Genomic DNA, 24700 nt, shown 5'->3' with positions numbered 1-24700 from the left:
CCAACACGATGAATGATGATATTGAATATCTTAAAGGCGGATTTCGCCCGTTTTTCACCGCTTCGGCAGCTTGGGCAGTAATTGCGATTGCAATATTTGCCATTGATTTATTCTTTAATATACCTCTTCATAGCAAGATGGATATTATTTTATGGCATCGCCATGAAATGATTTTTGGTTTTGCAGGTGCTGCAATCGCAGGCTTTTTATTAACCGCAATCCCAAATTGGACTGGCTGTAAGCCAATTTCGGCAAAAAACCTTGGAATTTTGGTTTTTGTTTGGTGCTTGGCGCGTGTTGCCAATTTATTTTCTGAATATTTGGGTTTTGTATTTTCAATTTCCTTTGATATTGGCTTTTTTCTTGTGCTTGGCACCTATGTTTTTGGTGAAATTCGCGCCGCTAAGAACCGTAATATACCAATTGCTTTGATGGTTTTCCTTTTGGCGATTGCCGCTCTTTACGATCACCTAAGCATTATATTCCCTTTTTTATCGCCACTTTGGGGCAGTTATTTTGCCATTGGCGTGATTGTAATTATGGTGTCATTGATTGGTGGGCGTATAATTCCCGCCTTTACCAAGAATTATTTGCATAAAAAGGGTGTGGAAAAAGGATTACCAATACAGGCCAATAAATTTGATGGATTGGTTATAATATTCACGGCTGTTGCATTACAATTTTGGATTTTTGCGGGCAATAAATTGGCGGGTTGGCTAATGATTATTGCCGCTGTTTTGCAATTCATACGCTTTATTCGTTGGTCCGGATATAAATGTTTGGATGATGCATTGGTTTGGATTTTACACCTTGCTTATTTAATGCTTCCAATTGGGATTGGCGCAATTGGTTTTTCTCTATTGGGTTATATGCCACCGGCTGCGGGTGTGCATACAATTACAATTGGCGCAATGGGCATGATGATTTTGGCCGTAATGACCCGCGCAAGCCTTGGGCACACTGGGCGAGTACTAAAGGCATCCCCGCTTGCGGTAATGTCATATTTTGCAATATTTACGGCGCTTATTTTCCGCTTTTTGGCAACTATAATCATGGCAAAATACCCAATGTTTATAGGTTTGGCGGCGATATTTTGGATTATCGCCTTTACCCTTTTCCTTATTGAATATGTGCCATATTTTGCCAGCAAAAGGGCAGACGGAAAATAATTAATCTGCTGCCTTTTTGGGTGCAAACTCCGCCCAGCTATAAAGTGCCAAACCACCCCATATAAGGCAAAATGTCACTGCCTGATGCATGTCAAATTTTTCACCATAAAATAGTGACATAATAAACACCAACGACGGCGCAACGTATTGCAGCATCCCAAGGGTAGACATTTTTAAATGCCGCGCCCCAAACGCAAATAAAGTTAAAGGAACCGCAGTTGCAGGACCAGTTAGCAATAACCATAAACCATCCGAAGGCTTGGTTCCCAATAACGGAACCCCATGACCAGCAAGGATTACAAACCCCGCAACTGCAATAGGAGAGATTGCCAAGGATTCCCAAAACAAGCCCACCGCAGGCTCAACCCGTACTTGTTTTCTTATTAATGAATAAGCCGAAAACAATGCCGCAAGACCAAGTCCAAGCACTGGAATATGGTGATTAATAACTGATTGATAGGCAACCGCAACTCCGGCCAAAACCACAGCAAAGATTTTTAATTTTCCCAATTTTTCTTTGAAAATTAAAATGCCCAAGGCAACATTCATTAATGGATTTACGAAATATCCGAGTGATGCCTCCATAATCATATGATTGGAAACCATCCATGTGTATATGGTCCAATTTAGGCCAATGAATAGGCCTGAAAGCGCAAGATATTTAATGCTTGAGAATGGTACTTTAAATGCCGCAAATCGTGAAGTAGCAAGCCCAATCGCAAACGCCCACGGTACCGTCCATAAAACCCGTGAACATGTAACAACCCACGGCGAAACATCCTTCATTTGCTTAAGATAGACTGGTAAAAAGCCCCATAATACAAATGCCAAAAAGGCAATCAAAAGGGCAGAAGTTGGTTCTTTTTCTTGTAAATTCGTCATATTATAATTTCTTTATTAGCAATTAAAAAAGCCCCCCAATCGGCTTGGGGGGCTTGTAAAATAGGTTTAAACCTTTTCTAGCCGACCAAGCCTTTATCAAGCATTAGTTTCGCAATCTGCACCGCATTCAATGCCGCGCCCTTGCGAAGGTTGTCAGAAACCACCCACATCGCAAGACCGTTTTCAACGGTTGGATCTTTGCGAAGGCGGCTGACAAATGTTGAATATTCGCCAACGCAATCGATAATCGTCGCATAACCACCATCTTCACGGCGATCCATAACCACAATACCTTCGGCATCTTCAAGCACTTCAAATGCTTGTTCAACACTTATTGGGCTTTCAAATTCAACATTTACCGCTTCTCCATGACCAACAAATGTCGGAACACGAACGCAGGTTGCAATAACATCAATTTTTGGGTCAAGAATTTTTTTGGTCTCAACCGTCATTTTCCATTCTTCTTTGGTTGCACCATCATCCATAAATACGTCAATCTGTGGGATACAGTTAAAGGCGATTTGCTTCTGGAATTGCTCAACTTTTATTTCATCGTTTACGAAAATTGCACGGGTTTGTGTCCAAAGCTCATCCATTGCTTCTTTGCCTTTGCCCGCAGTCGCCTGATAAGTGGCAACCACAACCCGTTTGATTTTTGCAATTTCGTGAAGCGGTTTAAGCGCAACAACCATTTGAATGGTTGAACAATTTGGATTGGCAATAATATTTTTCTTTTTAAAACCTTCTAATGCCTCTGGGTTTACTTCTGGAACAACAAGTGGAACATCAGGATCCATACGCCATTGTGATGAGTTATCAATCACCACACAACCTTGTGCCGCAATTTTTGGGGACCATTCTTTTGACACCGAGCCACCCGCAGACATCAAGCAAATGTCAAAACCTGTGAAATCGAAAGAATCAAGTGATTTACATTTTAAAATCTTGTCGCCGAAAGAGACTTCCTTACCAATAGAGCGACGTGATGCAAGTGCAACCACTTCTTCATATGGGAAATTGGTTTCATCAAGGATGTTCAACATTTCGCGCCCAACATTACCGGTTGCGCCGACTACTGCGATTTTAAGACCCATCGTCTTTAACTTTCCATTTTGTCCGTTAAAACCCCCACAAAATGTGGGAATTGCCTAAACCCACTAGGCAGGCGCACCCCTTAAAGGTTTTTGTGCAAAAGTAAAAGTAAAAAATCGCATTTTTCCTTTTAGTTGCAGTTTTATATTGTTAAAAGACTTTATGACTTATACAGATTCTTTTGGTAAACGCCTAAACTTACGCGCCCTTGAACTTCAAAATCCACTTTGTGTTGGGCTTGATCCTTTTCCTAATCTTTTGCCAGACTTGTTTGGCGATAAAACAAAACTTGCGAATTGGGAAAACTTCTTTTTAGAAATCATTGAAATCGTTGGTGCAAAAGTTCCCGTTGTAAAACCGCAAATCGGCCTGTTTGAACCATTCGGCGGTGATGCAATTGCCGTTATTAACCGCCTATCAAAGGCGGCAAAAGCAAAGGGTGCATATGTAATCCTTGATGCTAAACGTGGCGATATTGGCTCGACCGCACAAGGTTATGCCGATGCCTATCTTGGGGCCAATCCGGTGATTGATTGTGATTGCATTACCATAAACCCTTATATGGGTATTGAGACCCTTTTGCCATATGTCAAATATGCCAAGGAATTGAATAAATCACTTGCGGTTTTGGTGCGAACCTCAAACCCCGGTTCAAAAGATTTTCAAGATTTGATGATTGATAATGAGCCTCTTTGGGTAAAAGTTGCAGAGGCTCTTAAACCAATAGAGGCAGAATTATCTGATGGTGAATATTCGTCATTAATGGTGGTTATTGGTGCAACCTTTCCCGAACAAGCGGTTAAATTGCGCGGTATTCTTAAACAAACCCAATTTTTAATCCCTGGCTATGGTGCACAAGGCGGAAGTGCCGAAGGCGCATTATCGGGCTTTATTAACAAGGGCAACCATATTGAAGGTGGGTTTGTAAACTCGTCACGCGGTATTTTATATCCAAATGGTGCAAAAGATGCGAAAACCATTTCCGAATGGAAACAGATTATCGCAAACGGACTTGATGCCACAATCGAAGATTTGGCGCGTGCGTCCCGAAATGTCGTTGGGGGATGAGATATTGTAAATTACTTACCTGAAGGCAAGTAATTTGCGACTGGGTTAATAGGAAAAATCAATAAATGAATTCAATATTCAGAAATGACAATCAACCCAATGTATATACTATTGAACCAAATGTACGTTTTTTGGGTGAATTGGCGCGTGGTCTGAATAATGAATTGGGCGGCGATGATTTTGGGCTTTCAGACGCCATAATTTTCTTGCCAACCAGACGTGCGGCACGTGAACTTGCCAATGAATTTATGAAAGTTCGCGATGAAAAGGCAACAATTTTACCTCGTATCCGCACCCTTGGCGATATTGAACCCGATGATTTAAACCTACAAGAGCTTGATGCCGCGCTTTTGCCAACCATCTCACCAATGGCGCGCAAATTCCTATTGGCAAAATTCATTGCCGCAAGAAATGCTGCAAGTGGTTGGAGTTCGGATAGCGTTGCAGCATTGGGTGCGGCTGATGCCTTGGCGGAATTACTCGAAAGTGCCGAACTAAGTGCAGGGCCAGAGAACCCCGTTGAATGGGGCAAATTGCACGAATTAGTCGAAGAAAAAGAATTGGCGGGGCATTGGGAACTATCGACCAAATTCCTTGAGATTGTTACCACTGTTTATCCCGAATATTTGGCATCATTGGGATTGCTAGACCCCGCGCATCGACGCCGACTTGCCATTGAAAAACTAGCCGAAAACTGGGCAAAAAATCCACCCACGCACCCGGTCATTATCGCAGGTTCAACCGGTGCGGTACAATCAACACGCGGTCTTATGCGCATTGTTGCCCGCCTGCCAAAGGGGGCGATTGTCCTTCCTGGCCTTGATAAAAACATGGGGGATGAATGGAAAAATATTGCACGCGATCATTCACACCCACAAAGGTCCATGCATGATACAATTGGCTTTATTGGCATAATGCGTGAGGAGGTAAAAGAATGGGGAATTTCAGAATTGCCGCCCGCTCATTTGCGTGCGCGCCGCATCATTCTTAATACCGCCCTCACCCCACGGGAAGCCACCGCCGACTGGCGTAAAACCATTGATAGGCTTGGCACAGAAACCATTAAAAATGGCCTAGAAGGCCTAAGCATCATTGAAGCAGATACAGAGGATGAAGAGGCAACGGCAATTGCCCTTGAAATGCGGCAAAGCCTTGATGAACAGGGGCAAACCTGCGCCCTAATTACCCCAAGTTCGGATATTGCCCGCCGCGTTGCTTCAAAAATGCAAAAATGGGGTGTTGAACTTGATGTATCTTCAGGGATTGGGGTTGGTGAAACTCGTCTGGGGATTTATTTAAAACTAATTGGCGAATTCATACTTGATTACGGAAATCCCGTGGTTTTGGCGGCATTGCTTGCGCATCCATATTGCCATTTTGGTTTAAGCGCATGGGATAAAAAAGTTTGCGCAACATCATTCGAACTTGGCTTATTGCGTGGCGCACGCAAACATCAAACAATTGATGATTTAATCAATCTTGCCCAAGAAAAAGATGAAAAATCGTGGCGTGATGCCCACGCAAAACAAGATGAGGCGTTAAAACTACTGCAAAACATCAAAAATTTTGCGGTTGAAATCGAAACCGTTAAAGCCTCCCATGACCTAGCAAGTGTGGCAAAAACCCTGTTGTTTGCCTGTGAAAAGATAGCCCAAAATAGCGATACCGATGGCGGTTTTATTTATAAGGGTGAGGCCGGAAATGCACTTGGTGCATTTTTTGCGGAATTACTTGAAAACGGTGGCGATTTCACGCCCAAAGATTTGTCGGACGGCATTAATATCATCAATTCATTGCTAACGAATGTGGTGGTGCGCCCACGCGGTACAAACCCGTACCTTGCAATTATTGGCCCACTTGAGGCACGTCTTTTAAGTTTTGATAAAATAATTTTGGCAGGCCTTGATGAAGGTGTATGGCCCAAACCACCCGATACCGACCCCTTCTTATCGCGCCCAATGCGCGAGAAATTGGGGCTGCAATCGCGTGACCTGCGCCTTGGGTTATCGGCACATGACTTTGCACAATTGGCATCTGGGAAACGGGTAATAATAACCCGTGCGGCACGACGGACAGGATCACCAAGCGTACCATCACGGTTTTTGTGGCGTCTAAAAACACTTACACACGGTGCATTAGGTAAAGAACTAGGTGAAGAAATTTTAAAAAGCGGCACAAATTCATTAGAGATTACGCGCGCTCTTTTACCAAATCGATTGCAAAATTTGAATATTGCACCACGTCCAAGACCACCTGTTTCGGCACGCCCAACACGATTTTCAGCAACCCAAATTGAAACCTGGATACGTGACCCATACAAACTTTATGTTACCAAGATTTTGGGCCTACGCGATCTTGAACCGATTGGCGGCGAAGTTTCATCAAAAGAGCGTGGTTCGGCAATTCATGCGGCAATGGAAATTCTTCCCAATTGGGCAAATGGCATTCCCCAAAACCCCAAACAAACATTGCTGGATGAATTTGCCAAACAATTAAAACTTGCGGGTTTTGATGGTGAAGAATTAGACGATGAATTAACCCGCCTTGAGGCAACCGCCGAATTAATTGCCGCCAATGAAATTGCCCGCCTTGAGCAAAACATAAATCAATATGCCGAAAAATGGGCGGATTATTCGTTTGAAACTAAATCTGGCATCTTGGAGGTTTTTGCAAAAATCGACCGAATTGATGTTCATAAAAATGGTGATTTTGAAATTTGGGATTATAAAACCGGCACTCCACCGACCGATAAACAAATATCGGCATTAATTAGCCCGCAATTACCTGTTACCGCCTTTATTCTTGAGAATGCCGGTGGCTTTAAGGATGGTGAAACCTTCTGCGAGCTTGGAAAACTAAAAACCTTTGGTCATATTCATATTGGCAATTCCAACCCCGCTTTTAAGGAATATTCTGGCTATCAGGGTAAAGGCAAACCGATACTAGAAGTAACAGATTTAATTGATAATACCCAAACCACGCTTACCAAATTGTTTGAACAATATAGCAATTCCGACATGCCATATATTTCCAAGCCACGTCCGCAATTTTCGCCCAAAGTTAATTATGAAGATATGACAGACCGCCTTGCAAGACGTGCTGAATGGGCCAACGCCACCGATACAGAAGGGGGTGGCAATGAATAATATTGATACCCAAGTCTTGCTTGATAACACCAATAAAAACCAACGTATTGCCGCAAGCCCAATCAAAAGTATTTGGGCATCCGCAAATGCGGGTGCAGGCAAAACCAAGGTTTTAATTGATAGGATTGCACGGCTTTTGCTTGCGGGTTCTGATCCTTCAAAGATACTTGCCGTTACCTATACCAAGGCAGCGGCGGCGGAAATGACCACCCGTCTTTTTAACACGCTTGGCGATTGGGCCACCCAAAAAGATGATGACTTAAAAAAGCGGCTTAAAGAGCTTGACCCCGATTTAGTACTTGATGATGAATTATTATCACAAGCAAGGCGACTTTTTGCACGCGCACTTGAAACACCAGGCGGCCTGAAAATTGAAACTATTCACGCATTTTGCGGAAACATTCTTAAACGCTTCCCGCTAGAAGCAGGGATTGCACCAAATTTTGAAGTTATCGAAGAATCCGAGGCTGCAAGATTAATGGATTTGGCACTTTTGAATGCCGCCGCCAAAAGCCCGCAAGAGTTTAAAGATATAAAAGCAATTTTGTCGGCTGATAATCTTGCCTTTAGCTTTTTGAACGCGGCGCAAATGGCAGGAAACCGCGAGGTTTCAGAAATCGCTAATAATCTTGTCCAATGCCTTGGAATAGAAGAAATAGCCCCCCTTGATGAAATGATCTCACGCGCAATCGATGTAATTGATATGGGGCTTTTAAAAGAATGTGGTGATGTATTGGCGGGTGGCAGCAAGACCGAACAAGATAATTCACAAAAAATCTATGATGCACTTGCCGCCGACAATAATGATAAATTTGATGCACTGTTGCGGGTAATAACTACAAAAAGCGGTGAACTTTCCAAACGTTATCCAGCAACCAAGGCACTTGAAAACCATCCCGCAATTATCAAATTATTTGGTGAGAAATCTGAGTTTCCAGATGGACAGATGGGGCAATTTTGGCATTTGGCACAGGCGGCACAAAAAGCCAAAATATACCATGATACTTTGCTACTTATCAAAACTGCGCGCGAATTTAAAAGTGAATATTTACGCCTTAAACAGCGTGCCGCAAAACTTGATTTTGGGGATTTGTTGCAAAAAACTTCTGAACTTTTGAACCGCGATGAAGGTTCGGCGTTATGGGTTTTATATAAACTCGATATGGGTTTGCAGCATGTCTTGATTGACGAATCCCAAGATACTTCTGCCGAGCAGTGGGATTTATTAAACCCTTTATTATCGGCGTTGGAGGCAGGTGAAAGAAACTATGCCCGCACCCGTTTTATTGTGGGTGATGACAAGCAATCCATTTATTCATTTCAAGGCGCAAGCCCAGAACGCTATTTAACCGAACTGGGTAAATTCAAACAAATCACCAATATTGGTGATGTCGAATTTAAAGACGTTGATTTCAACATGTCCTTCCGCACCGGGCAAAACATCCTTGATGCCGTTGATGAGGTTTGGGGGCATTTATACACCCCGCCCAATCAGGCGCCAGAGGTTAAATTTGCACCCACCCGCCACTATTCTGCACGCGTCGGACAAGCGGGACAAGTTGAAATCTGGGACATTGAAATGGGCAAATCCGATGATAGTGAGCGTGAAGCTTGGGATCATCCACTTGATGAAATTAGGGAATCTTCGCCGATTAATCAGCTTGCTGAAAATATCGCACTTGAAATTAAACGCCGCACCGATGGCACGCATTTTATAAATATTGATAAAGACAATATTCGCCCTATTGAAGCCAAAGACTTTATGATTTTGGTAAAAACCCGCAAGGCGCTTTTCCATCAAATCATTAAGCGCCTAAAACATTATAATATTCCAGTCGCGGGTTCGGATTTAATAATTATCAAAGAAGACCCTGCGGTGATGGATTTAATCGCATTGGGTCGCTTTGCATTGCGCCCCGAAGATGATTTTAACCTTGCCTGCGTTTTAAAGGGGGTATTCTGCAACCTTTATGACGATGACAAACACCTGTTCCCGCTGGCCTATGGGCGTGGCGGCAAAAGCCTATGGCAAGTATTGCGCAATAATGAAGATGCGGTTTTTGCCAACGCCAAAACCTTCTTACGCGATATTTCTGACAAGGGCGCATCATTCACACCGTTTGAATTCCTAACCTATGTTTTAGAAAGGAAATCATCGGATGGCCGCACTGGCTGGGAAAGCCTGATTGCACGTTTGGGGCGTGAATCCAAAGAGGCGGTCGAGGTTTTGCTTGACCTTGCCCTAAAGGCTGACAGCATGGGGCGCGGGCATTTATTATCATTCCTTGATATGGTCGAATTTGAAAGCGGAACCCAAAAACGCGATTTTGACGAACATTCAGACGGCGTAAAGGTAATGACTGTTCATGGGGCCAAAGGTCGTGAAGCACCATTTGTAATCCTGCCTGATACAACACGCGGTCTTGGCGGTGCACACCGCAATATTTTCTATGATGCTGTGTTCCAAACCCCGCTTTTAGTGGTTGGTAAAATTGTTAATTTACCCATGCTTGATGATTTAAAAGAAGCAGCAAATCAAAAATCACTCGAAGAAGATGCGCGTCTTTTATATGTTGCCATGACGCGCGCGCGCGACAGGCTTTTGCTTTGTGGGCATAAATTTAAGAACGACCGTGATAAAAATTCATGGTATGCTGCATTTGAAGAAACTTTAATTAAAAATGATAATTTCAAACAAAAAGAAATTGTCATCAAGGGCGAAGTAAAAAATATTCGGGTTTTGGGTGACGAACCAGATAGAAACCTTGCGATTAAAGAAGCAAATACAAAAACTATAAATAAAATTGAGGTTCCCAATTGGGCAATTAATGAACCGATGGTTTTCGACCCACCGCCGAAAATGGTTGCCCCCTCTGCCCTTTTTGATGAAGATAATGAGCCGCCGACTGTTTCACCGCTTTTAGGTGGCTCAAAGTCGCGTTATTTGCGTGGGGCATTAATCCACAATTTGCTAGAGCTTTTGCCAAATGTCGCGCCTGAAATCCGCGAAGACTGGGCGCATAATTGGGTTAAAAACCGCAATATTGATAGTGATTTGAAAGTCGACATAGTTCATCAAGCACTAAAAATCATAAATGATGAACGCTTTATGGATTTATTTGGCGAAAATAGCCGTGCCGAGGTGGCAATAGTTGGCAAGGGCAAGAACCTTGATGATAATATTGTTGTGAATGGTAATATTGACCGCCTTGTCATCAAAGAAAATGAAATATTGGTGCTTGATTATAAAACCAATCGTCCACCGCCCACAGATGCTGATGATATTCCAAAAGTCTATATTAACCAGATGGCGGCATATCGTGCGGTTTTACAAAACCAATTCCCAAATCATAAAATAATCTGCGCTCTTTTATGGACTGATATCCCACTTTTGATGGAAATTTCAGGGGAAATAATGGATTTGGCCGTTACAAAAATAAAACAAATTTGAATAAATGTCTTTTCAACTAATCAAATCATTTGACAGTCAGATTTAAATAGCAATGATAAGGATTGCATTTAAAAACTTGAAAATAGATTATTGCATATTAGATATAACTATTATGCATTGTCTGTCAGGAGATAATTATGACAACTTTACCAGTAAGCGACGACAGTTTTGAACAAGACGTATTAAATTCTTCAACCCCAGTGGTTGTTGATTTTTGGGCGGCTTGGTGTGGGCCATGTAAAATGATTGCCCCTTCTTTGGAAGAAATCGCCACTGAAATGGGTGACAAGGTTAAAATCGCCAAAATCAATATTGACGAAAACCCAATGACACCAACGAAATATGGCGTTCGCGGCATTCCTACCCTGATGATTTTCAAGGATGGGAAGGTTGTCTCGACCCAGGTGGGCGCGATGGCAAAAAATCGTATCGACGGTTGGATTAAAGATAGCATTTAATATAGCCGGACGGGGATTTTTCAATGATTGGTGTCGTTGTCGTTAGTCACGGTGATTTGGCAGTTGAATTGGTCAAGGCTGCCGAACATGTTGTTGGCAAACAGATTCAAATGACGCCAATTTCAATCGGCCCCGAAGATGATATGGGCATAAGGCGACAGGAAATTTTGGACGCATGCAATGCCAATGATTCTGGTGATGGTGTTATTATCCTTACCGATATGTTTGGCGGCACACCTTCAAACCTTGCAATTTCCATTATGGAAAAGGGCAATTTTGAGGTGATTGCGGGGGCAAATCTGCCAATGCTTATTAAACTTGCCGAAGTTAGAAAAACCGAATCAATTGCACGCGCCGCCTTCGCTTCCCAAGATGCGGCGCGTAAATATATTGCGGTGGTGTCATCACTTTTGGCAAACTAGAATAAAGGTGGCAAATTAAAAACAAATGGGGGTGGGGGAAATGACAAAATTAACAAAAACCCTGAATATAACGAACAAACGGGGCCTTCATGCCCGCGCGAGTTCGAAGTTCGCGGTTACGGCAAATGAATATCCGGATGCCAATATTATCGTCTCAAAAGATGGCGAAGAAGTATCGGGCTATTCAATTATGGATTTAATGATGCTGGCGGCTGGTATTGGCTCATCAATTGAAGTTTCTGCCGAAGGCGATACCGCAGAGGCCGCACTTAACGCACTCGAAGAATTGGTGAATGACAAGTTTGGCGAAGGTGAATAATCACGCCACCTTGCGCATAATTTTTGCCAAAGAAATAAAAGAGCCAAAGGCTATATCACTTAAATAGCCGGTTAAATTTTGGCACAAATCATTTGCCGCGCGCATATTGTTGTCATTAATTGCGTCAATGGTTGCGAATAGTGCCTGCTCCTCATATCTAAAACCTTCTGCACCGGTGGGTTTAAAGCGCATATCAATATCACCCGCTTGATTATTGGCCCACGCGATTATTTGGGCACTATGAATTAATTCATCGGCATCGCTACCAAACCAGTCATGAATCGCCTTTAATAACCCACGGCAATGAAATGACCCCGCGCCATTACCCATTATACAAGCACGCAATGCCCAAAGCACTAGAAACCTTGGCATCTCTTGCGAGCCAAGATCATCAAAATTAACGTTCATATGCGCCAAAGCGCGATTATCTTCAAAATGATTTGTATCAATATTCTGTAACATCTGCCACTCCATATTTTTAACATATCGCTATTGCAAATCATTCGCAAGTTAAAAATTTAATAAGGGTGTGAAAAATAAAAAGTGTCTTTTACTGCTGTGATGAAAGCAAAGAAAAAAAGAAGGGCGGCATCTTAATAAAATTCCGATATAGCGCGGAATCATTTTGAATGTTCGCGAATAAAATCTCTTTGAATTGGGTAAATGTATTTATTGAATTTTTTGCCGTTGAACACGCCGTAATGCCCAACCCCTTTTTGGATATGGTCTTTTTGTTTATGGGCGGGAATACCTGTGCAAAGGTCATGTGCGGCTTGGGTCTGGCCTATACCTGAAATATCATCAAGCTCACCCTCAATGGTTAAAAGTGCGGTGTGCGTGATTTTTTCTGGACGCACCAACCGACCACGATGATAAAATTTTCCAAGCGCTAAATGATGTTCTTGAAAAACCTTTTCAACGGTTTGCAGATAAAATTCTTCGGTTAAATCAAGCACAGAAAGATATTCATCGTAAAATTCGCGGTGACGGGCAGTTGATTCCCCGTCCCCCTTTACCAAATCATCAAAATATTTTTTATGTGCATCAAGGTGGCGGTCTTGGTTAAGCGACATAAAAGATATTAATTGCACAAACCCCGGATAAACCCTCCGCATCGCGCCCGGATAATTCATTGGGACGCTATAAATCATATTTGATTTAAACCATGTAAACGGGCGATCTTCGGCAAGCTGGTTGGCAATTGTTGGTGATTTTCGTGCATCAATTGGGGAACCAACAAAGCACATCGTATCAGGAACATTCTCGTCGCCGTCTTCGCTCATCATGGCGATTGCCGCCAAAACCGGTGGCCCAGGTTGGCAAACCGCAAGAACATTCACCCCCTTGCCAAGATGGTTAATCATATTGCGCACGTAATCGATATAGTCATCCAAATCGAAACGCCCGCATGAAAGAGGAACATTTTTGGCATCCGCCCAATCGGTAATATAAACATCATGGTCGGGTAAAAACCCTTGCACAGTGCCGCGCAAAAGGGTTGCAAAATGCCCTGATAATGGCGCGACAATTAAAACCTTTGGGCTTTTATTTATGTAATCAACAACTGTTTTGGGCTGGTCTGCAACATTCTTTTTAAAGTGGACAAGGCGGCACCAATCCCCCCGCCATACGGTTTCAGGTGTAATCGCAACATCTTGATTATCAATTGTGCAATTATCAATTCGCCATTCAGGTTCACTATAATTTTTAGTGATATCATCAAACAGGCGCGCCGCAGCAGCCATGTTTTTAACAATCTCATTTTCCGCAAAAGGGTTTAAAGGGCTTTCAAGCCAATAAGAATTAACAGCATTGGCCGCACGCAATGGCATTAGGGCGGCACGCTGCCATTCAAGCATAGAATAAAGCAAACTTCTCTCCCGAATTGGTGCGGCGCACAATAAATGCCATAAAACGGCGTTTGAGTAAAGTTTGTTTAATGCTTGCTATCTTTATCCAATGCCGCAATACATTGCGCCATCTTTTTCGGATTAGTTTGATCAGAGAAAAAGGTCGCGAGCTTTCCCTTGCGGTCAAGCATATAGATAATTGATGTATGGTCCATCACATAATCTTCTGGCGCGGCATTCGGCGGCACAACTTTTTTGAAACCAACCTTATATTCTTTGGCGGCCTTGTTAATTTGCTCTTCACTACCAGACAGACCAATAAGGCCAGATGGGAAGCCACCAGAAACAATATATTCCTTCATTTTCTTTGGCGTATCACGGGCGGGGTCAATTGTAATAAAAACGGTTTGTATTTCTTTGCGTAATTTTGGATCCTGCTCTTCAAGTGCATTCATTGCCGCGCCCATATAGGTCAAAGAAGTTGGGCAAACATCGGGGCAATATGTATAACCAAAATAAAGCAACGCAGGCTTTCCCAACAAATCCTTGTCGGTGAATTTAACATTATCTTGGTTTACCAGTTCAAAAGGCCCACCAATTTCAGCAAATGATCGTGTGGTGCAGGCATCATCAACCCCATCCACTTTTTTAAGACCACCACGATCAATAAATTGATAACCAGCAACACCAATAATAACTAAAATTGCCGCCGCCGGCGCGATAATACCAAAATTTAGATTGGTTGTTTTAGGAAGTTTTGACATATCTGCTAAAAATCGCTTCTAAAAAAAAACAATATGTGTATTTCTATTATTTATGGCTAATAGTGAAGCAATAAAAGCAGAAAATAATCTTAAAACGACCCGCATGGAATTTTCGGGACGTCTTAGGCTTCGGACGCTTGTCGCATTACGCTGGCTTGCAATCATAGGGCAGTCGATTGCAATCATTGTCGTTGGTTTTTTGTTTCACTTTCCTCTACCATTGGCATGGTGCTTTGGGGCGGTTGCGGTATCGTCCTGGATTAATATTATACTTGCCTTTGCATTACCATCGCAAAGACTATTAAAGTCATGGGAAGCAACAACACAATTATCATTTGATCTTTTACAGCTCACATTCCTGCTTTATTTAACTGGCGGCATCACCAACCCATTCTCGGTTTTGGTTATTGCGCCCGCAACCATTGCTGCGGCAACTTTAAGACCACGTTGGGTATTATTCATTGTCGTTCTTGCGATGGCGTGCGTTACCTTTTTACATTATAACGCCATGCCTTTGCCGTGGTATCAATCATATGGCATTGAATTACCACAATTATACAAAAGCGGTCTGGCAATTGGTATTATAATCGGCCTTTTATTTACCACCGCCTATGCATTCCGTGTTTCTGCCGAAGAAATGCGCCTTGCCGACGCCTTAATTGCAACCCAAAAAATCCTTGCCAAAGAACAACAATTGGCGGCGGTAGGTGGACTTGCGGCGGCGGCGGCACACGAACTTGGCACCCCACTTGCCACCATACAACTTACATCCAAAGAAATGGTGCGCGATCTTAAAAGCGGGCAATCCCAAGAAGATGCGCAATTGATTTATGAACAATCACTGCGTTGTCGTGATATATTGCGTAACTTGTCTTTACAAAAATATATTACCGACCCAACGGTTGAAAAACTTCCTATCGGGCAATTATTGCAAGAGGCCGCAGGGCGACATAGCCAAATCGACAAAGCAGTTCTTTTTGACATTAACCCGCCAAGTGAAGATGCGGTTCTTATCGTGCACCGTATGCCAGAGGTTTTGTACGGCCTTGGCAATTTCATTGAAAACGGCCTGCAATATGCCAAGGAAAAGCTTATAATTCGGTGTATGTGGAATAATCGCGTTATCGAGGTTGAAATCGTTGATGATGGTCGTGGTTTTGACCCCGATATCTTACCCCGCCTTGGTGAGCCTTATGTAACAACTCGTGGACATGGCTCTAGTGGGGCGCAAATACGTGAAGGTATGGGATTGGGTTTCTTTATCGCCAAAACATTGCTTGAACGCTCCGGTGGGCATGTGCGCTTTGGGAATCAAGCAAGCCCAAAATCTGGTGCAATTGTTCGCGTGGTTTGGTCACGCGATGATTTAGAATATAAAGAGTAAAATTAATTCTCTGATTGCAATATTATTATTGGCTGCTAGTCTTTTGAAACCAAATCAATAATGGTTTAAAAGGCATGGCATTATGAATAAATTAAAACTGGCTTTAATAATATCTCTTTCTGCCCCCGGCATTGCATTCGCACAAAATGCCACAAAAATTGTTTCTGGGCCATCCGACAATCCCCCTTATGCCGCGATAAAACCGTATTGGATTGATAAACCCGTTGCCGAAATCATTGGGCGCGCCAATGTTATGTTTAACCCCAATCGCGCCACCATGAGTTTTTCGGTGCGCGAAATAAATGATAATGCCGATGAAGGGCTTGCCATTTTAACCAAGCGCACAAAGCCTGTGATCGACAAAGTAAAAACAATGTTGGGCAAGGATGATTCAATCACCGTGAATTATCGCCGCGTGGCAATTTACCAACAATATAAAGATAAAGACGGCAATAAAATTGAAAACACACGTGAAGACAAAATTGAAAACTATGCCCTTTATTGGGATATTTCTATAACCACCGAAAAACTTAACCTTGTGCCGCAATTAAAGGCGGAAATGCTTGCCATTGGCAATAGCAACATGAACGGCACAGAAAGCTATGATTTTGTACCAACAACAGAACAGTCGCGATTCTTATTCAAGGCGGCAATCGAAGATGGACAAGCACGCGCCGATATTATTGCCCAGGGTAAAAAATTAAGGCTTTTGGTGGTGCAAGAAGGGCAAACCCAATGCCTTAGCTCACCGACGACAGAAAATGGCAATGAATATAGTAGGGAATATAATATAACTGGCGCGCCACCACCTTCCCCAATTACGGCTTTTGCGTCACCGCCACCACCGCCAAGCCAAAAATCAATATTACAAGCGAATGATTTAATTATGCCGTCCGCACCCGACAAACATACCATGAATGCATCGGTTTGTATGGTTTACGCTATTGATTGGTAATTATTGCATTCTAATGCCTATAAAAGACATAAAATCACGCTTTATATAGCTGTTTTTCATCTATTCAGTTTATGCACTTTACGTGCAACAAATGTGTGGCTATAAACTGGGACATAAAACCAAATTGCCGTTATAAAAATAAGTTGAGATAAATATAATATGACCAACAAATACGAAGAAATTTTGGAAGGCATTCCGGATAAGACACTATTGGTAATGGATGATGATGGTCCATTGCGTATGCGTTTGTCACGCGCACTTGAATCACGAGGGTTTCAAGTAAGTGTTGCAAGCTCTGTTGCCGAGGCTTTGGCAATCGTCCGCGAAAAACCACCGGCATTTGGTGTATTCGATATGCGCTTAGAAGATGGCAATGGCTTGACAGTTGTCGAAGAGATGCACAACCTTCGCCCTGAATCACGTGTGGTCATGCTTACTGGTTACGGTAATATCGCAACAGCCGTTGCAGCAGTAAAGGCGGGGGCTGCGGATTATTTGGCAAAACCAGCAGATGCCGATGATGTTATGAAGGCATTATTGGCAATTCAGGATACTTTGCCAGAGCCACCAGAAAACCCAATGTCTGCTGACCGCGTTAAATGGGAACATATTCAACGTGTATATGAACTATGTGGGCACAATGTTTCGGAAACTGCGCGCCGCCTAAATATGCACCGCCGCACTTTGCAGCGTATCCTTGCCAAGCGCGCACCAAAATAAATCACATTCTTAAATCTGTTTCAAAATGAAACAAAATAAACGCCGGGGTTTGTATCAAACCCCGGTTTTTTCATTTTTGGACAGAATTTCACCACCCTAAATTTTGATTTTAAACACCCTGTGCCAAGATTTTTGGCACGGGTTATTTATTGTTTTTATTGTATTTTTTGCTCTAAATTCTCTAAATTAGGGAATGCAAACCTGCCAAATTCCCAATGTTGGCACAAAACTCGCGACCTCCTTGACATCACAACAAGCGGCACAAGCCGCAAACAAAAAAAGTTTTAGGAGTTTATAAAATGAAAAACGTAGTAAAATTCACTGTATCGGTTTTAGCACTTGGTTTTGCGCCAGCAGTAGCAATGGCAGGCACTTGCAACCAAACCCCAACTTGCGGCAATGATGCACCTGCGGCTACTCAAGACACTTCATGCAACCAAACAACTGCATGTGGCGGCAATCAAGAAACCACTACTGCAACAGAAGGCTGCACCCTAAGAGGTCCTTGCGATCTTGGTTCCGATGTTGAACGCAACATCAACCAACAAACCCAATTCGGCAATGTTGAATCATATTCAACTGTTTCTGCACACGAAGTATTAAATGGCACCGAAGGTTCGGCTACTGCGGTTGGCAACCTTATGTCTGGTTCTGCAAACTCTGTTGATCTTTATGCACAATATGACCAAGCAACCAAAGGCAATGTAATCGCCGATTCATTAGTTGTTGTTGATGATGCACATGGTGACACTTATTCAAACGTAACAGCACAAGGCAATAGCGGACAAGTGGTTGGCCTTAACAACGCAACCTATACCTATATGCAACAAGAAACCCTTTATGGAAAAAACATTTTTGGCGTAAACACCGTATCTGTTGACCGTGCTGACAATATTGATGCAGTGACCCAAGTTGCAGGAAACAATTTCAATACCGCAGTGGCAAATGGCTATCTTCAAAACCAAAGCGGTCAATATAATGCGTCAAACACTGTTGCTTCTACTTATGTTGAAGGTAACACCGTATTTGGTTATGTTAATGCGCAATCTGTTGCGGCTGGTAACTCTCATGTAACTGCTGGTCAGCATGCAGAAATCAACTCTGAAATTGAACAAAAAACTTATGCGCCAGTTGTTGCTGAAACCGCAGTAAGCGTTGGTATCGCAAATGATGCGGCGGCGATTTCTACTGCATATGGTAACAATACTTCAATCACCAACGAATGGGGCCGCGTAAACCTTAGCGGCAACCAAGAAACCAATGATTCAGTAACTGCAAACAGCGAAATCGTTCTTAATGATTGGGGCAACACTGCTTATGCCGATGCTTCTGCAACTGGTAACGGTGTATTGATTTCAAACATCGGTGATGATGCAAACCTTATTATGGCGCAAAACAACTATGGCAACGTAAGTGCGACTGCAAACTTCATGGGTTCTTCATCAATGGGCGGCGTTGGTGGTGCAAACAGCTTTGCAGTTGGCAACACTATCACTGGCTTCGTTTGCGCTGGTTGCAATGGCGGAAGCGTAAGAATGAACTCTCAAACTTCACAAACTAACTATGGCAATGTTTATGCAAGCACCAACATTACTGGTGGTTCATCAGGTTCATTGGTTGGTTCTGCAATGGCTGTTGGCAATAATGCAACTTTTATTGCCAAAGGTTCAAACTAATCTAATTCTAAACTCCTAAAATACTTCATGGGCAGTTCGTTGCGAACTGCCCCTTTTTTTATTTGCGAATATGTTTATTAAGGGAAAGAATTATTAGTTGAGGAATATTATGGCAAAGCCGGACTGGAAACGAGTAGAAGCACATTTGAATAAAACATTTGGTGCATCAGATTTGAAATTACAAAGCCGCAAAACCGATGACGATTCGGTTGAGGTTTACAAAGGTGAAGAATTCCTAGGTTTGGTTTACCTTGACGAAGATGAAGGTGAAACATCTTATATCTTTGAAATGGCGATTTTAGATATCGACTTGGATTCTTAAACTTGGGTTCTTAAAATTTGGGGCATAATTATGCCCCAATCAAAGGCATTTAGGGTGTTTTTTTAGGCAACCCTAAATACGTTCAGCAATACTATGCGGTAACTTTCGCCCTTTAAGTTTTCATTTACCAACACACTCATTGTTTGTTTTCAAATCATAGGAACAAGCAATGAGTGAGCATGAAATCGACATTCGCGACATCGCCGAAAAGACCGCAGCAGCAAAAGATATTGCCAGAAACAAAGTTCGCGAAATTCAAGAAATTACCGCAAATTTGCGGATATTATCACTAAATGCATTAATTGAGGCAAAACGCGCCGGCGACATGGGACGCGGGTTTTCTGTTGTTGCAGAAGAAGTAAAAACCATTTCACAAAATGTTGAAACCCTATCCAACGCGCTGTCCAAAGAATTGGGTGATGAGATTGAAGAATTAGAAGCCGCCACTACAAAAATGGCGGAACAATCAATGGGAAACCGTTTGATTGACTTATCACTTAACGCTGTCGAACTTATTGATAGAAACCTCTATGAGCGCACCTGCGATGTCAGATGGTGGGCCACAGATTCGGCAATTGTTGATGCAAGTGCAAACCCAATAGATGAAAAATGCGAATATGCCTGTCAACGTCTTGGCGTTATCTTGAATGCTTATACCGTGTATCTTGATTTATGGCTTTGTGATTTACAGGGTAATGTAATCGCCAACGGTCGTCCCGATCAATATAATGTTATTGGTAAAAATGTTGCTGACCGTCCATGGTTTAAACATGCTGTTTCTCAATCAAGTGGTGATGATTATGCCGTTGATGACATCGCAACAGAATATCTTTTGAACAATTCCCAAATCGCAACTTATTCATGTGGCGTGCGTGAAAACGGTAACTCTCACGGCAAACTTATTGGCGTTCTTGGCGTTCATTTTGACTGGCAACCCCAAGCAAAAGCCATTATTGATGGTGTTAGACTGTCTGAACGTGAAAAACAGATTTTTGAAGTTATGCTAGTTGATGCCAATCACAAAATAATTGCTTCTAGCGGGCATAGCATTTTTGAAAGGCTTACAAATTTTGCACCGGGCAAAGAGATTTGTGGCTATCACAAAACAAGTGATGGGCGTCACATCGCATTTCATAAAACCCCTGGTTATGAAACATATCAAGGTCTTGGCTGGTATGGGGTCATTGCATCAAAATAAAGATTGCAAAAACTTAATTTTATAATATCTCTTAGAAAAAAGAGGTGAAGCATGACGCGCATGGTTAAATCTATATCTATTGGGGCATTATCTTTGATGGCATCATTTTTGATGGCACCTCATGCATTTGCAAAGGATGCGGAGCATAAAGTCAAAATTGGTGAGAAAACTTCAAATGAGGCTTGGTATTATACATTAACTGACTGCGCTGGAAAAATGACATACATAAGTGCCAATTATGAAATTAAAGATGAAATTCAAAAAAAGGCGCTTGCTGATAATGCCAATATGATTGCCGGAATGGCGCGCGACCGTCTTATGGTAGATCGCAAAATTACCGCCGAAGAAGCTGGTAAAATTGTTATGGATATTGCCAAAGAAAGCTATAATAATGAAGCCACCTCATATTGGGCATGGCGCGCCGCAAATATGCTTGACCAAAAACGTGACGAAAAAGTTGGGCAATGCAGCGTATATTTCCAAGAATATATGACCACATTCCCCGAACTTTTTGGTCAAAAGAAATAGTAAGCCTAAAGTACTTTTAACATCGATGCCACAAGTGGGTGGCGAACAATATCTTTGGCTTCTAATCGAACCACCGCAATATCTTCAACTTTTTCAAGCTGGTTGGCGATTTGCGCAAGACCCGACATTTCAGGTAATAAATCGGTTTGGTGCGGGTCACCCGTTACCACCATGGTTGAATTCCAACCCAATCGGGTTAGCAACATTTTCAATTGCCCATATGTACAGTTTTGCGCCTCATCAATTACCACAAAAGCATTGTTAAGGGTACGACCGCGCATAAAGCCAACTGGCGCAATTTCGATAATCCCCTCACTCATAAGCATTTTTAGGCGCTTTGGTGATAATCTGTCGGATAGCGCATCAAGAAGTGGTCGCAAATATGGGCCCAATTTATCTTCAACATGGCCGGGTAAATAGCCCAGTGATTCCCCCGCTTCTACCGCAGGGCGCGAAAGGATAATTCGTGAAACTTGCCCCGATTCCAACGCCTCAACTGCCTTGGAAACCGCAAGATAGGTTTTACCAGTACCAGCAGGGCCAATCGCAACAATCAAAGGCGAATTATCAATTGCCTTCATCAAATTTTCTTGGCCATCAGAACGTGGTTTGACATGACGTAGAAAGCGTTGATCGCGCCTTTCTTCTTCATCATTGCCCAAGGGAGACCAGCCAAATAATGAACGAACATTATTTTCGCCTTCATTCTCGTGATGAATATGCTCACGGGTTTTGCGGGTATTTGGTCGTTTAGCCATGTCTGCACCTCTCCTGATTAACGCCATTCTGGCATTGGTATGCGCCGGAATAGCGCAAACGCGCCATTTTCGGCAAAATGATGCTATGCCCCTTTTTTATTTTTATTAGGGCCATAATGAAAATATGGAATTTTATACGAAAAAAACAAGCCCCCTCTGACATCTGCGGGGTAAAATTGCCTATGGCAGATTTTTGCCACGCGGCCGCCAATTAAGAAACACCAAAGACCATATTGCGGTCTCCTTCTACAAGGCTTGTTAGTATCAAAGTATTATCGACTCAGATAACTTTATAATGATAAGGTTCATTTACAATGTTTAATGAAGAGTTAATGTCACAAAAACATGTCAAAAAATATAAGGTTCGGCAATGACAGCATATAATTTAGGCAATTTTTCACCAACCTATCCCGCAAGTGGTAATTATTGGGTCGCCCCCACAGCAGTCTTAATTGGTAAATGCGTTTTGCATGAAAATGCCAGCATTTGGTTTAATGCCGTTCTTCGCGGCGATAACGAACCATTAGTTATTGGTGAAAACAGCAATATTCAGGATGGTAGCGTCCTGCACACCGATATGGGCGCACCACTTACCATCGGTAAAAACGTAACTGTTGGTCATATGGCGATGCTTCATGGCTGCGAGATTGGCGATAATTCACTAATTGGCATAGGCGCAGTAATTATGAACCATGCAAAAATTGGCAAAAATTGCATTATTGGCGCCAAGGCATTAATTCCAGAAGGCAAGGTAATTCCCGATAATTCATTGGTAATGGGTGCGCCCGGCAAAATTATTCGCGAAACCACGCCAGAACAACACGCGGCACTTTTAAAGTCTGCGGCACATTATGTTGAAAACTGGAAACGCTATAGGGCCGAACTAAGCCCTAGAGATTAGATTTATTTTTTAACCAACCTTAGGCCCGGATTACGCGGCGTTCGCGGATCCGGTGGGATTAATTCGGCAATTGAAAACCTTATGGCCGGGCGCGAAATTGTTACATTGGCGGCAACTGGCTGAAAAAGCCCCAACATTCTGGCAACACCCGACTTTTCCATTAGCGGCAAAAACACCATCTCAATTTCCGTGCGTTGTCCAATTTTCGCACCAAAAGCAATAATGCGGGCAAGCGCAGGCCCAGGTGCATGAATTGCGGATTCAAGCAAAGCGCGGATTAAAACCTTATCTGGGCCAAAGAAAATTGTACTTATTTCATTGTCTTTTAAATCACGGCCAACCCAAGATGTAATTTCTTTGCCCAAGGTTTTATAAACAAACACACCTTCGGCAACCCTTTGTATCATAAAGAGACGATCAATCATTGATCCCACATCACGTGATGCAAGATTATTATTTACTAGACTATCACCAAGACCATTAATTGTCTTCCACGAGTTAAGTAATAACCGTGTTTCAGGGTGAAGTGCATTAAATTGCATAAATTCATCTCCGCTAACAAATTCTTTGCTTTTTAATGTTACAAGCATTTTGCGTGCCAAGAACGGGCATGTTTTTGGTGGGAATTTAACCGTTTTTCGGAGCTATTTTTACGAAGGTTTGTTGATGTAGTCACCGCATATTGGTCGATACAATCGAATTTTCGGGGAGTCATAAGATGAATGTATCATTTAGAAACACTGCAATAATTGCTGTTTTATCGCTTATTGGCGGCGCGGCACATGCACAATCCTCTTGTTGCGGCAGTGGTTCATACACCGGTGGTATTACCAATATCCCTGTGGTTTCAGGTCAGGGAAGTGCGAATTGCTGCGGCACTGTTAATTCACAAATCGTTGCGGTTCCTGGGGTCTATGTCCCAAGCAATTACGGCACAACGGGCGTAAGCAGCAATACCGGAAGCAACATTAATACAACTGATGGCAGCATGTATTATGGCGGCAGCAATTATTACTATCCAGGCAGCTATAGCAGCAGTTCAGGTGGCGTAATACTTGGCGGCGGCGGTGGCGGCTATTATGGCGTGCCACAACCAGTATATAACGGTATGATTGATGGACTAAACGTTCAAGGCGGCGCGCAAAAAGTTGCCACTGCAGAAAAGGTTGTTGAAACCAAAGTTATCACTGAAATCGTGCCAATTCGTGCAGTTTGTATGGATGATAAAAACATGCCGCACCCTGCTTCACGTACCGATGCCAATGACAAATTGGCAAATGAATTTACAGGTGAAGTTTATCGTTGCATGGCGGGAACGCATATGGAAGCAATGATTGGTCGCATGGTTGACGGTAAGGCAATGTTTGATGGCGGTCAGGCATTAACCTGTGCCAAAGGTCAAGCTCTTTCATATAAGGGCGGTAATTTAACCTGTGTGGCTCAAATTCCAGCCGGCAATTGTAACGAACGTTCACTACTTCGTCGTTTTGGCCCCGGCATCAAATATGTAACTTTAAGCCGCACCATAAAAGTTGAATCACAAAAGCAAGCGCAAGTTCAACAACAACAGCAAATGCAGTTCCGTTCATCAATGTTTGTTGATGGCGGTGTTGGCCAAGGCGTTTGGTAAATTGTTA

23 protein-coding genes are annotated in these 24700 nt (G+C 42.7%); 16 read left to right on the top strand and 7 right to left on the bottom strand.

Features of this window, described 5'->3' with window-relative positions; translation table 11 throughout:
• Window positions 1-8 precede the first annotated feature (8 nt).
• Entirely contained in the window at window positions 9-1169 is a 1161-nt protein-coding gene (locus tag KXV15_RS02265; protein WP_240006535.1) for an NnrS family protein, read from the top strand.
• Here KXV15_RS02265 and rarD read toward each other — a convergent pair whose 3' ends face one another.
• Window positions 1170-2051, bottom strand: a complete 882-nt coding sequence (gene rarD / locus KXV15_RS02260; protein WP_240006534.1) for an EamA family transporter RarD — start codon at window positions 2049-2051, stop codon at window positions 1170-1172. It abuts the gene before it with no gap.
• A 77-nt stretch (window positions 2052-2128) separates the two neighbouring features.
• Window positions 2129-3145: an aspartate-semialdehyde dehydrogenase gene (locus KXV15_RS02255; protein ID WP_240006533.1), complete on the bottom strand. Its 1017-nt coding sequence runs from the start codon at window positions 3143-3145 to the stop codon at window positions 2129-2131.
• A 160-nt stretch (window positions 3146-3305) separates the two neighbouring features.
• Between KXV15_RS02255 and pyrF the strand changes: the two genes are divergently transcribed.
• The 6 genes from pyrF to KXV15_RS02225 all read left to right on the top strand — a co-directional run bounded on the left by pyrF (window position 3306) and on the right by KXV15_RS02225 (window position 12007).
• Window positions 3306-4211 carry an orotidine-5'-phosphate decarboxylase gene (gene pyrF / locus KXV15_RS02250; RefSeq protein ID WP_240006532.1) on the top strand — a complete coding sequence of 302 codons (906 nt, stop codon included), beginning with the start codon at window positions 3306-3308 and terminating at the stop codon, window positions 4209-4211.
• 65 nt (window positions 4212-4276) lie between these two features.
• On the top strand, window positions 4277-7357 hold the full coding sequence (gene addB / locus KXV15_RS02245; protein ID WP_240006531.1) for a double-strand break repair protein AddB: 3081 nt from the start codon (window positions 4277-4279) through the stop codon (window positions 7355-7357).
• Window positions 7350-10808 (top strand): double-strand break repair helicase AddA, encoded by a 3459-nt coding sequence (addA, locus tag KXV15_RS02240; protein WP_240006530.1) that lies wholly within the window; start codon window positions 7350-7352, stop codon window positions 10806-10808. The genes addB and addA overlap by 8 nt, the downstream gene beginning before the upstream one ends.
• Before the next feature lie 137 nt (window positions 10809-10945).
• A complete protein-coding gene (trxA, locus tag KXV15_RS02235; RefSeq protein WP_240006529.1) occupies window positions 10946-11266 on the top strand; it encodes a thioredoxin in 321 nt (106 codons plus the stop codon).
• A 23-nt stretch (window positions 11267-11289) separates the two neighbouring features.
• On the top strand, window positions 11290-11688 hold the full coding sequence (locus KXV15_RS02230; protein ID WP_240006528.1) for a PTS sugar transporter subunit IIA: 399 nt from the start codon (window positions 11290-11292) through the stop codon (window positions 11686-11688).
• A 40-nt stretch (window positions 11689-11728) separates the two neighbouring features.
• Window positions 11729-12007: an HPr family phosphocarrier protein gene (locus tag KXV15_RS02225; protein ID WP_240006527.1), complete on the top strand. Its 279-nt coding sequence runs from the start codon at window positions 11729-11731 to the stop codon at window positions 12005-12007.
• Here the strand turns inward: KXV15_RS02225 and KXV15_RS02220 are convergent, their stop codons facing one another.
• The 3 genes from KXV15_RS02220 to KXV15_RS02210 form a co-directional block, all read right to left on the bottom strand.
• Window positions 12008-12469 (bottom strand): hypothetical protein, encoded by a 462-nt coding sequence (locus tag KXV15_RS02220; protein ID WP_240006526.1) that lies wholly within the window; start codon window positions 12467-12469, stop codon window positions 12008-12010.
• Window positions 12470-12627: 158 nt separating this feature from the next.
• Window positions 12628-13878, bottom strand: a complete 1251-nt coding sequence (locus KXV15_RS02215; protein WP_240006525.1) for a polyhydroxyalkanoate depolymerase — start codon at window positions 13876-13878, stop codon at window positions 12628-12630.
• A gap of 65 nt (window positions 13879-13943) precedes the next feature.
• The gene (locus tag KXV15_RS02210) at window positions 13944-14621 is read right to left on the bottom strand and encodes an SCO family protein (protein WP_240006524.1); all 678 of its coding nucleotides are present in this window, start codon (window positions 14619-14621) and stop codon (window positions 13944-13946) included.
• Window positions 14622-14673: 52 nt separating this feature from the next.
• Here KXV15_RS02210 and KXV15_RS02205 point away from each other — a divergent pair, with 52 nt between their 5' ends.
• From KXV15_RS02205 to KXV15_RS02175, 7 genes are all read left to right on the top strand, one after another.
• Window positions 14674-16005, top strand: coding sequence for an ActS/PrrB/RegB family redox-sensitive histidine kinase (locus KXV15_RS02205; protein WP_240006523.1), 1332 nt, complete (start codon window positions 14674-14676; stop codon window positions 16003-16005).
• 82 nt (window positions 16006-16087) lie between these two features.
• Window positions 16088-16960: an SIMPL domain-containing protein gene (locus KXV15_RS02200; protein WP_240006522.1), complete on the top strand. Its 873-nt coding sequence runs from the start codon at window positions 16088-16090 to the stop codon at window positions 16958-16960.
• A gap of 159 nt (window positions 16961-17119) precedes the next feature.
• Complete coding sequence (locus tag KXV15_RS02195) at window positions 17120-17680, top strand: ActR/PrrA/RegA family redox response regulator transcription factor (RefSeq protein ID WP_240006521.1); 561 nt, start codon at window positions 17120-17122, stop codon at window positions 17678-17680.
• Window positions 17681-17979: 299 nt separating this feature from the next.
• The gene (gene hfaD / locus KXV15_RS02190; RefSeq protein ID WP_240006520.1) at window positions 17980-19356 is read left to right on the top strand and encodes a holdfast anchor protein HfaD; all 1377 of its coding nucleotides are present in this window, start codon (window positions 17980-17982) and stop codon (window positions 19354-19356) included.
• A gap of 109 nt (window positions 19357-19465) precedes the next feature.
• Window positions 19466-19678, top strand: a complete 213-nt coding sequence (locus tag KXV15_RS02185; protein WP_240006519.1) for a DUF3126 family protein — start codon at window positions 19466-19468, stop codon at window positions 19676-19678.
• Between the two features lie 169 nt (window positions 19679-19847).
• Window positions 19848-20876 (top strand): methyl-accepting chemotaxis protein, encoded by a 1029-nt coding sequence (locus tag KXV15_RS02180; protein WP_240006518.1) that lies wholly within the window; start codon window positions 19848-19850, stop codon window positions 20874-20876.
• 51 nt (window positions 20877-20927) lie between these two features.
• Complete coding sequence (locus tag KXV15_RS02175; RefSeq protein ID WP_240006517.1) at window positions 20928-21404, top strand: hypothetical protein; 477 nt, start codon at window positions 20928-20930, stop codon at window positions 21402-21404.
• A gap of 5 nt (window positions 21405-21409) precedes the next feature.
• On the opposite strand, the gene KXV15_RS02170 is transcribed toward KXV15_RS02175, so the two are convergent.
• Window positions 21410-22162 (bottom strand): PhoH family protein, encoded by a 753-nt coding sequence (locus KXV15_RS02170; RefSeq protein ID WP_240006516.1) that lies wholly within the window; start codon window positions 22160-22162, stop codon window positions 21410-21412.
• 370 nt (window positions 22163-22532) lie between these two features.
• On the opposite strand from KXV15_RS02170, the gene KXV15_RS02165 reads away from it, so the two are divergent.
• Window positions 22533-23063: a gamma carbonic anhydrase family protein gene (locus KXV15_RS02165; RefSeq protein ID WP_240006515.1), complete on the top strand. Its 531-nt coding sequence runs from the start codon at window positions 22533-22535 to the stop codon at window positions 23061-23063.
• 2 nt (window positions 23064-23065) lie between these two features.
• Here KXV15_RS02165 and KXV15_RS02160 read toward each other — a convergent pair whose 3' ends face one another.
• Entirely contained in the window at window positions 23066-23605 is a 540-nt protein-coding gene (locus KXV15_RS02160) for a PAS domain-containing protein (protein WP_240006514.1), read from the bottom strand.
• A 176-nt stretch (window positions 23606-23781) separates the two neighbouring features.
• On the opposite strand from KXV15_RS02160, the gene KXV15_RS02155 reads away from it, so the two are divergent.
• Window positions 23782-24693: a hypothetical protein gene (locus tag KXV15_RS02155; RefSeq protein WP_240006513.1), complete on the top strand. Its 912-nt coding sequence runs from the start codon at window positions 23782-23784 to the stop codon at window positions 24691-24693.
• Window positions 24694-24700 lie beyond the last annotated feature (7 nt).

The organism is Pseudaquidulcibacter saccharophilus, assembly GCF_019455445.1.
GTDB classification, from domain to species: domain Bacteria; phylum Pseudomonadota; class Alphaproteobacteria; order Caulobacterales; family Aquidulcibacteraceae; genus Pseudaquidulcibacter; species Pseudaquidulcibacter saccharophilus.
Note: the sequence above shows the minus strand (reverse complement) of the source record. Positions and strands in the feature narration are given on the sequence as shown.

Excerpts from the sequence above, each read along its gene's own strand:
- KXV15_RS02175 (WP_240006517.1), top strand. The coding sequence starts at position 20,928 with ATGACGCGCATGGTTAAATCTATATCTATTGGGGCATTATCTTTGATG.
- addA (WP_240006530.1), top strand. The coding sequence starts at position 7,350 with ATGAATAATATTGATACCCAAGTCTTGCTTGATAACACCAATAAAAAC.
- KXV15_RS02180 (WP_240006518.1), top strand. The coding sequence starts at position 19,848 with ATGAGTGAGCATGAAATCGACATTCGCGACATCGCCGAAAAGACCGCA.
- KXV15_RS02165 (WP_240006515.1), top strand. The coding sequence starts at position 22,533 with ATGACAGCATATAATTTAGGCAATTTTTCACCAACCTATCCCGCAAGT.
- hfaD (WP_240006520.1), top strand. The coding sequence starts at position 17,980 with ATGAAAAACGTAGTAAAATTCACTGTATCGGTTTTAGCACTTGGTTTT.
- KXV15_RS02265 (WP_240006535.1), top strand. The coding sequence starts at position 9 with ATGAATGATGATATTGAATATCTTAAAGGCGGATTTCGCCCGTTTTTC.
- rarD (WP_240006534.1), bottom strand. The coding sequence starts at position 2,051 with ATGACGAATTTACAAGAAAAAGAACCAACTTCTGCCCTTTTGATTGCC.
- KXV15_RS02225 (WP_240006527.1), top strand. The coding sequence starts at position 11,729 with ATGACAAAATTAACAAAAACCCTGAATATAACGAACAAACGGGGCCTT.
- KXV15_RS02230 (WP_240006528.1), top strand. The coding sequence starts at position 11,290 with ATGATTGGTGTCGTTGTCGTTAGTCACGGTGATTTGGCAGTTGAATTG.
- KXV15_RS02220 (WP_240006526.1), bottom strand. The coding sequence starts at position 12,469 with ATGTTACAGAATATTGATACAAATCATTTTGAAGATAATCGCGCTTTG.
- pyrF (WP_240006532.1), top strand. The coding sequence starts at position 3,306 with ATGACTTATACAGATTCTTTTGGTAAACGCCTAAACTTACGCGCCCTT.
- trxA (WP_240006529.1), top strand. The coding sequence starts at position 10,946 with ATGACAACTTTACCAGTAAGCGACGACAGTTTTGAACAAGACGTATTA.
- addB (WP_240006531.1), top strand. The coding sequence starts at position 4,277 with ATGAATTCAATATTCAGAAATGACAATCAACCCAATGTATATACTATT.
- KXV15_RS02155 (WP_240006513.1), top strand. The coding sequence starts at position 23,782 with ATGAATGTATCATTTAGAAACACTGCAATAATTGCTGTTTTATCGCTT.
- KXV15_RS02160 (WP_240006514.1), bottom strand. The coding sequence starts at position 23,605 with ATGCAATTTAATGCACTTCACCCTGAAACACGGTTATTACTTAACTCG.
- KXV15_RS02195 (WP_240006521.1), top strand. The coding sequence starts at position 17,120 with ATGACCAACAAATACGAAGAAATTTTGGAAGGCATTCCGGATAAGACA.
- KXV15_RS02200 (WP_240006522.1), top strand. The coding sequence starts at position 16,088 with ATGAATAAATTAAAACTGGCTTTAATAATATCTCTTTCTGCCCCCGGC.
- KXV15_RS02170 (WP_240006516.1), bottom strand. The coding sequence starts at position 22,162 with ATGGCTAAACGACCAAATACCCGCAAAACCCGTGAGCATATTCATCAC.
- KXV15_RS02255 (WP_240006533.1), bottom strand. The coding sequence starts at position 3,145 with ATGGGTCTTAAAATCGCAGTAGTCGGCGCAACCGGTAATGTTGGGCGC.
- KXV15_RS02210 (WP_240006524.1), bottom strand. The coding sequence starts at position 14,621 with ATGTCAAAACTTCCTAAAACAACCAATCTAAATTTTGGTATTATCGCG.
- KXV15_RS02205 (WP_240006523.1), top strand. The coding sequence starts at position 14,674 with ATGGCTAATAGTGAAGCAATAAAAGCAGAAAATAATCTTAAAACGACC.
- KXV15_RS02185 (WP_240006519.1), top strand. The coding sequence starts at position 19,466 with ATGGCAAAGCCGGACTGGAAACGAGTAGAAGCACATTTGAATAAAACA.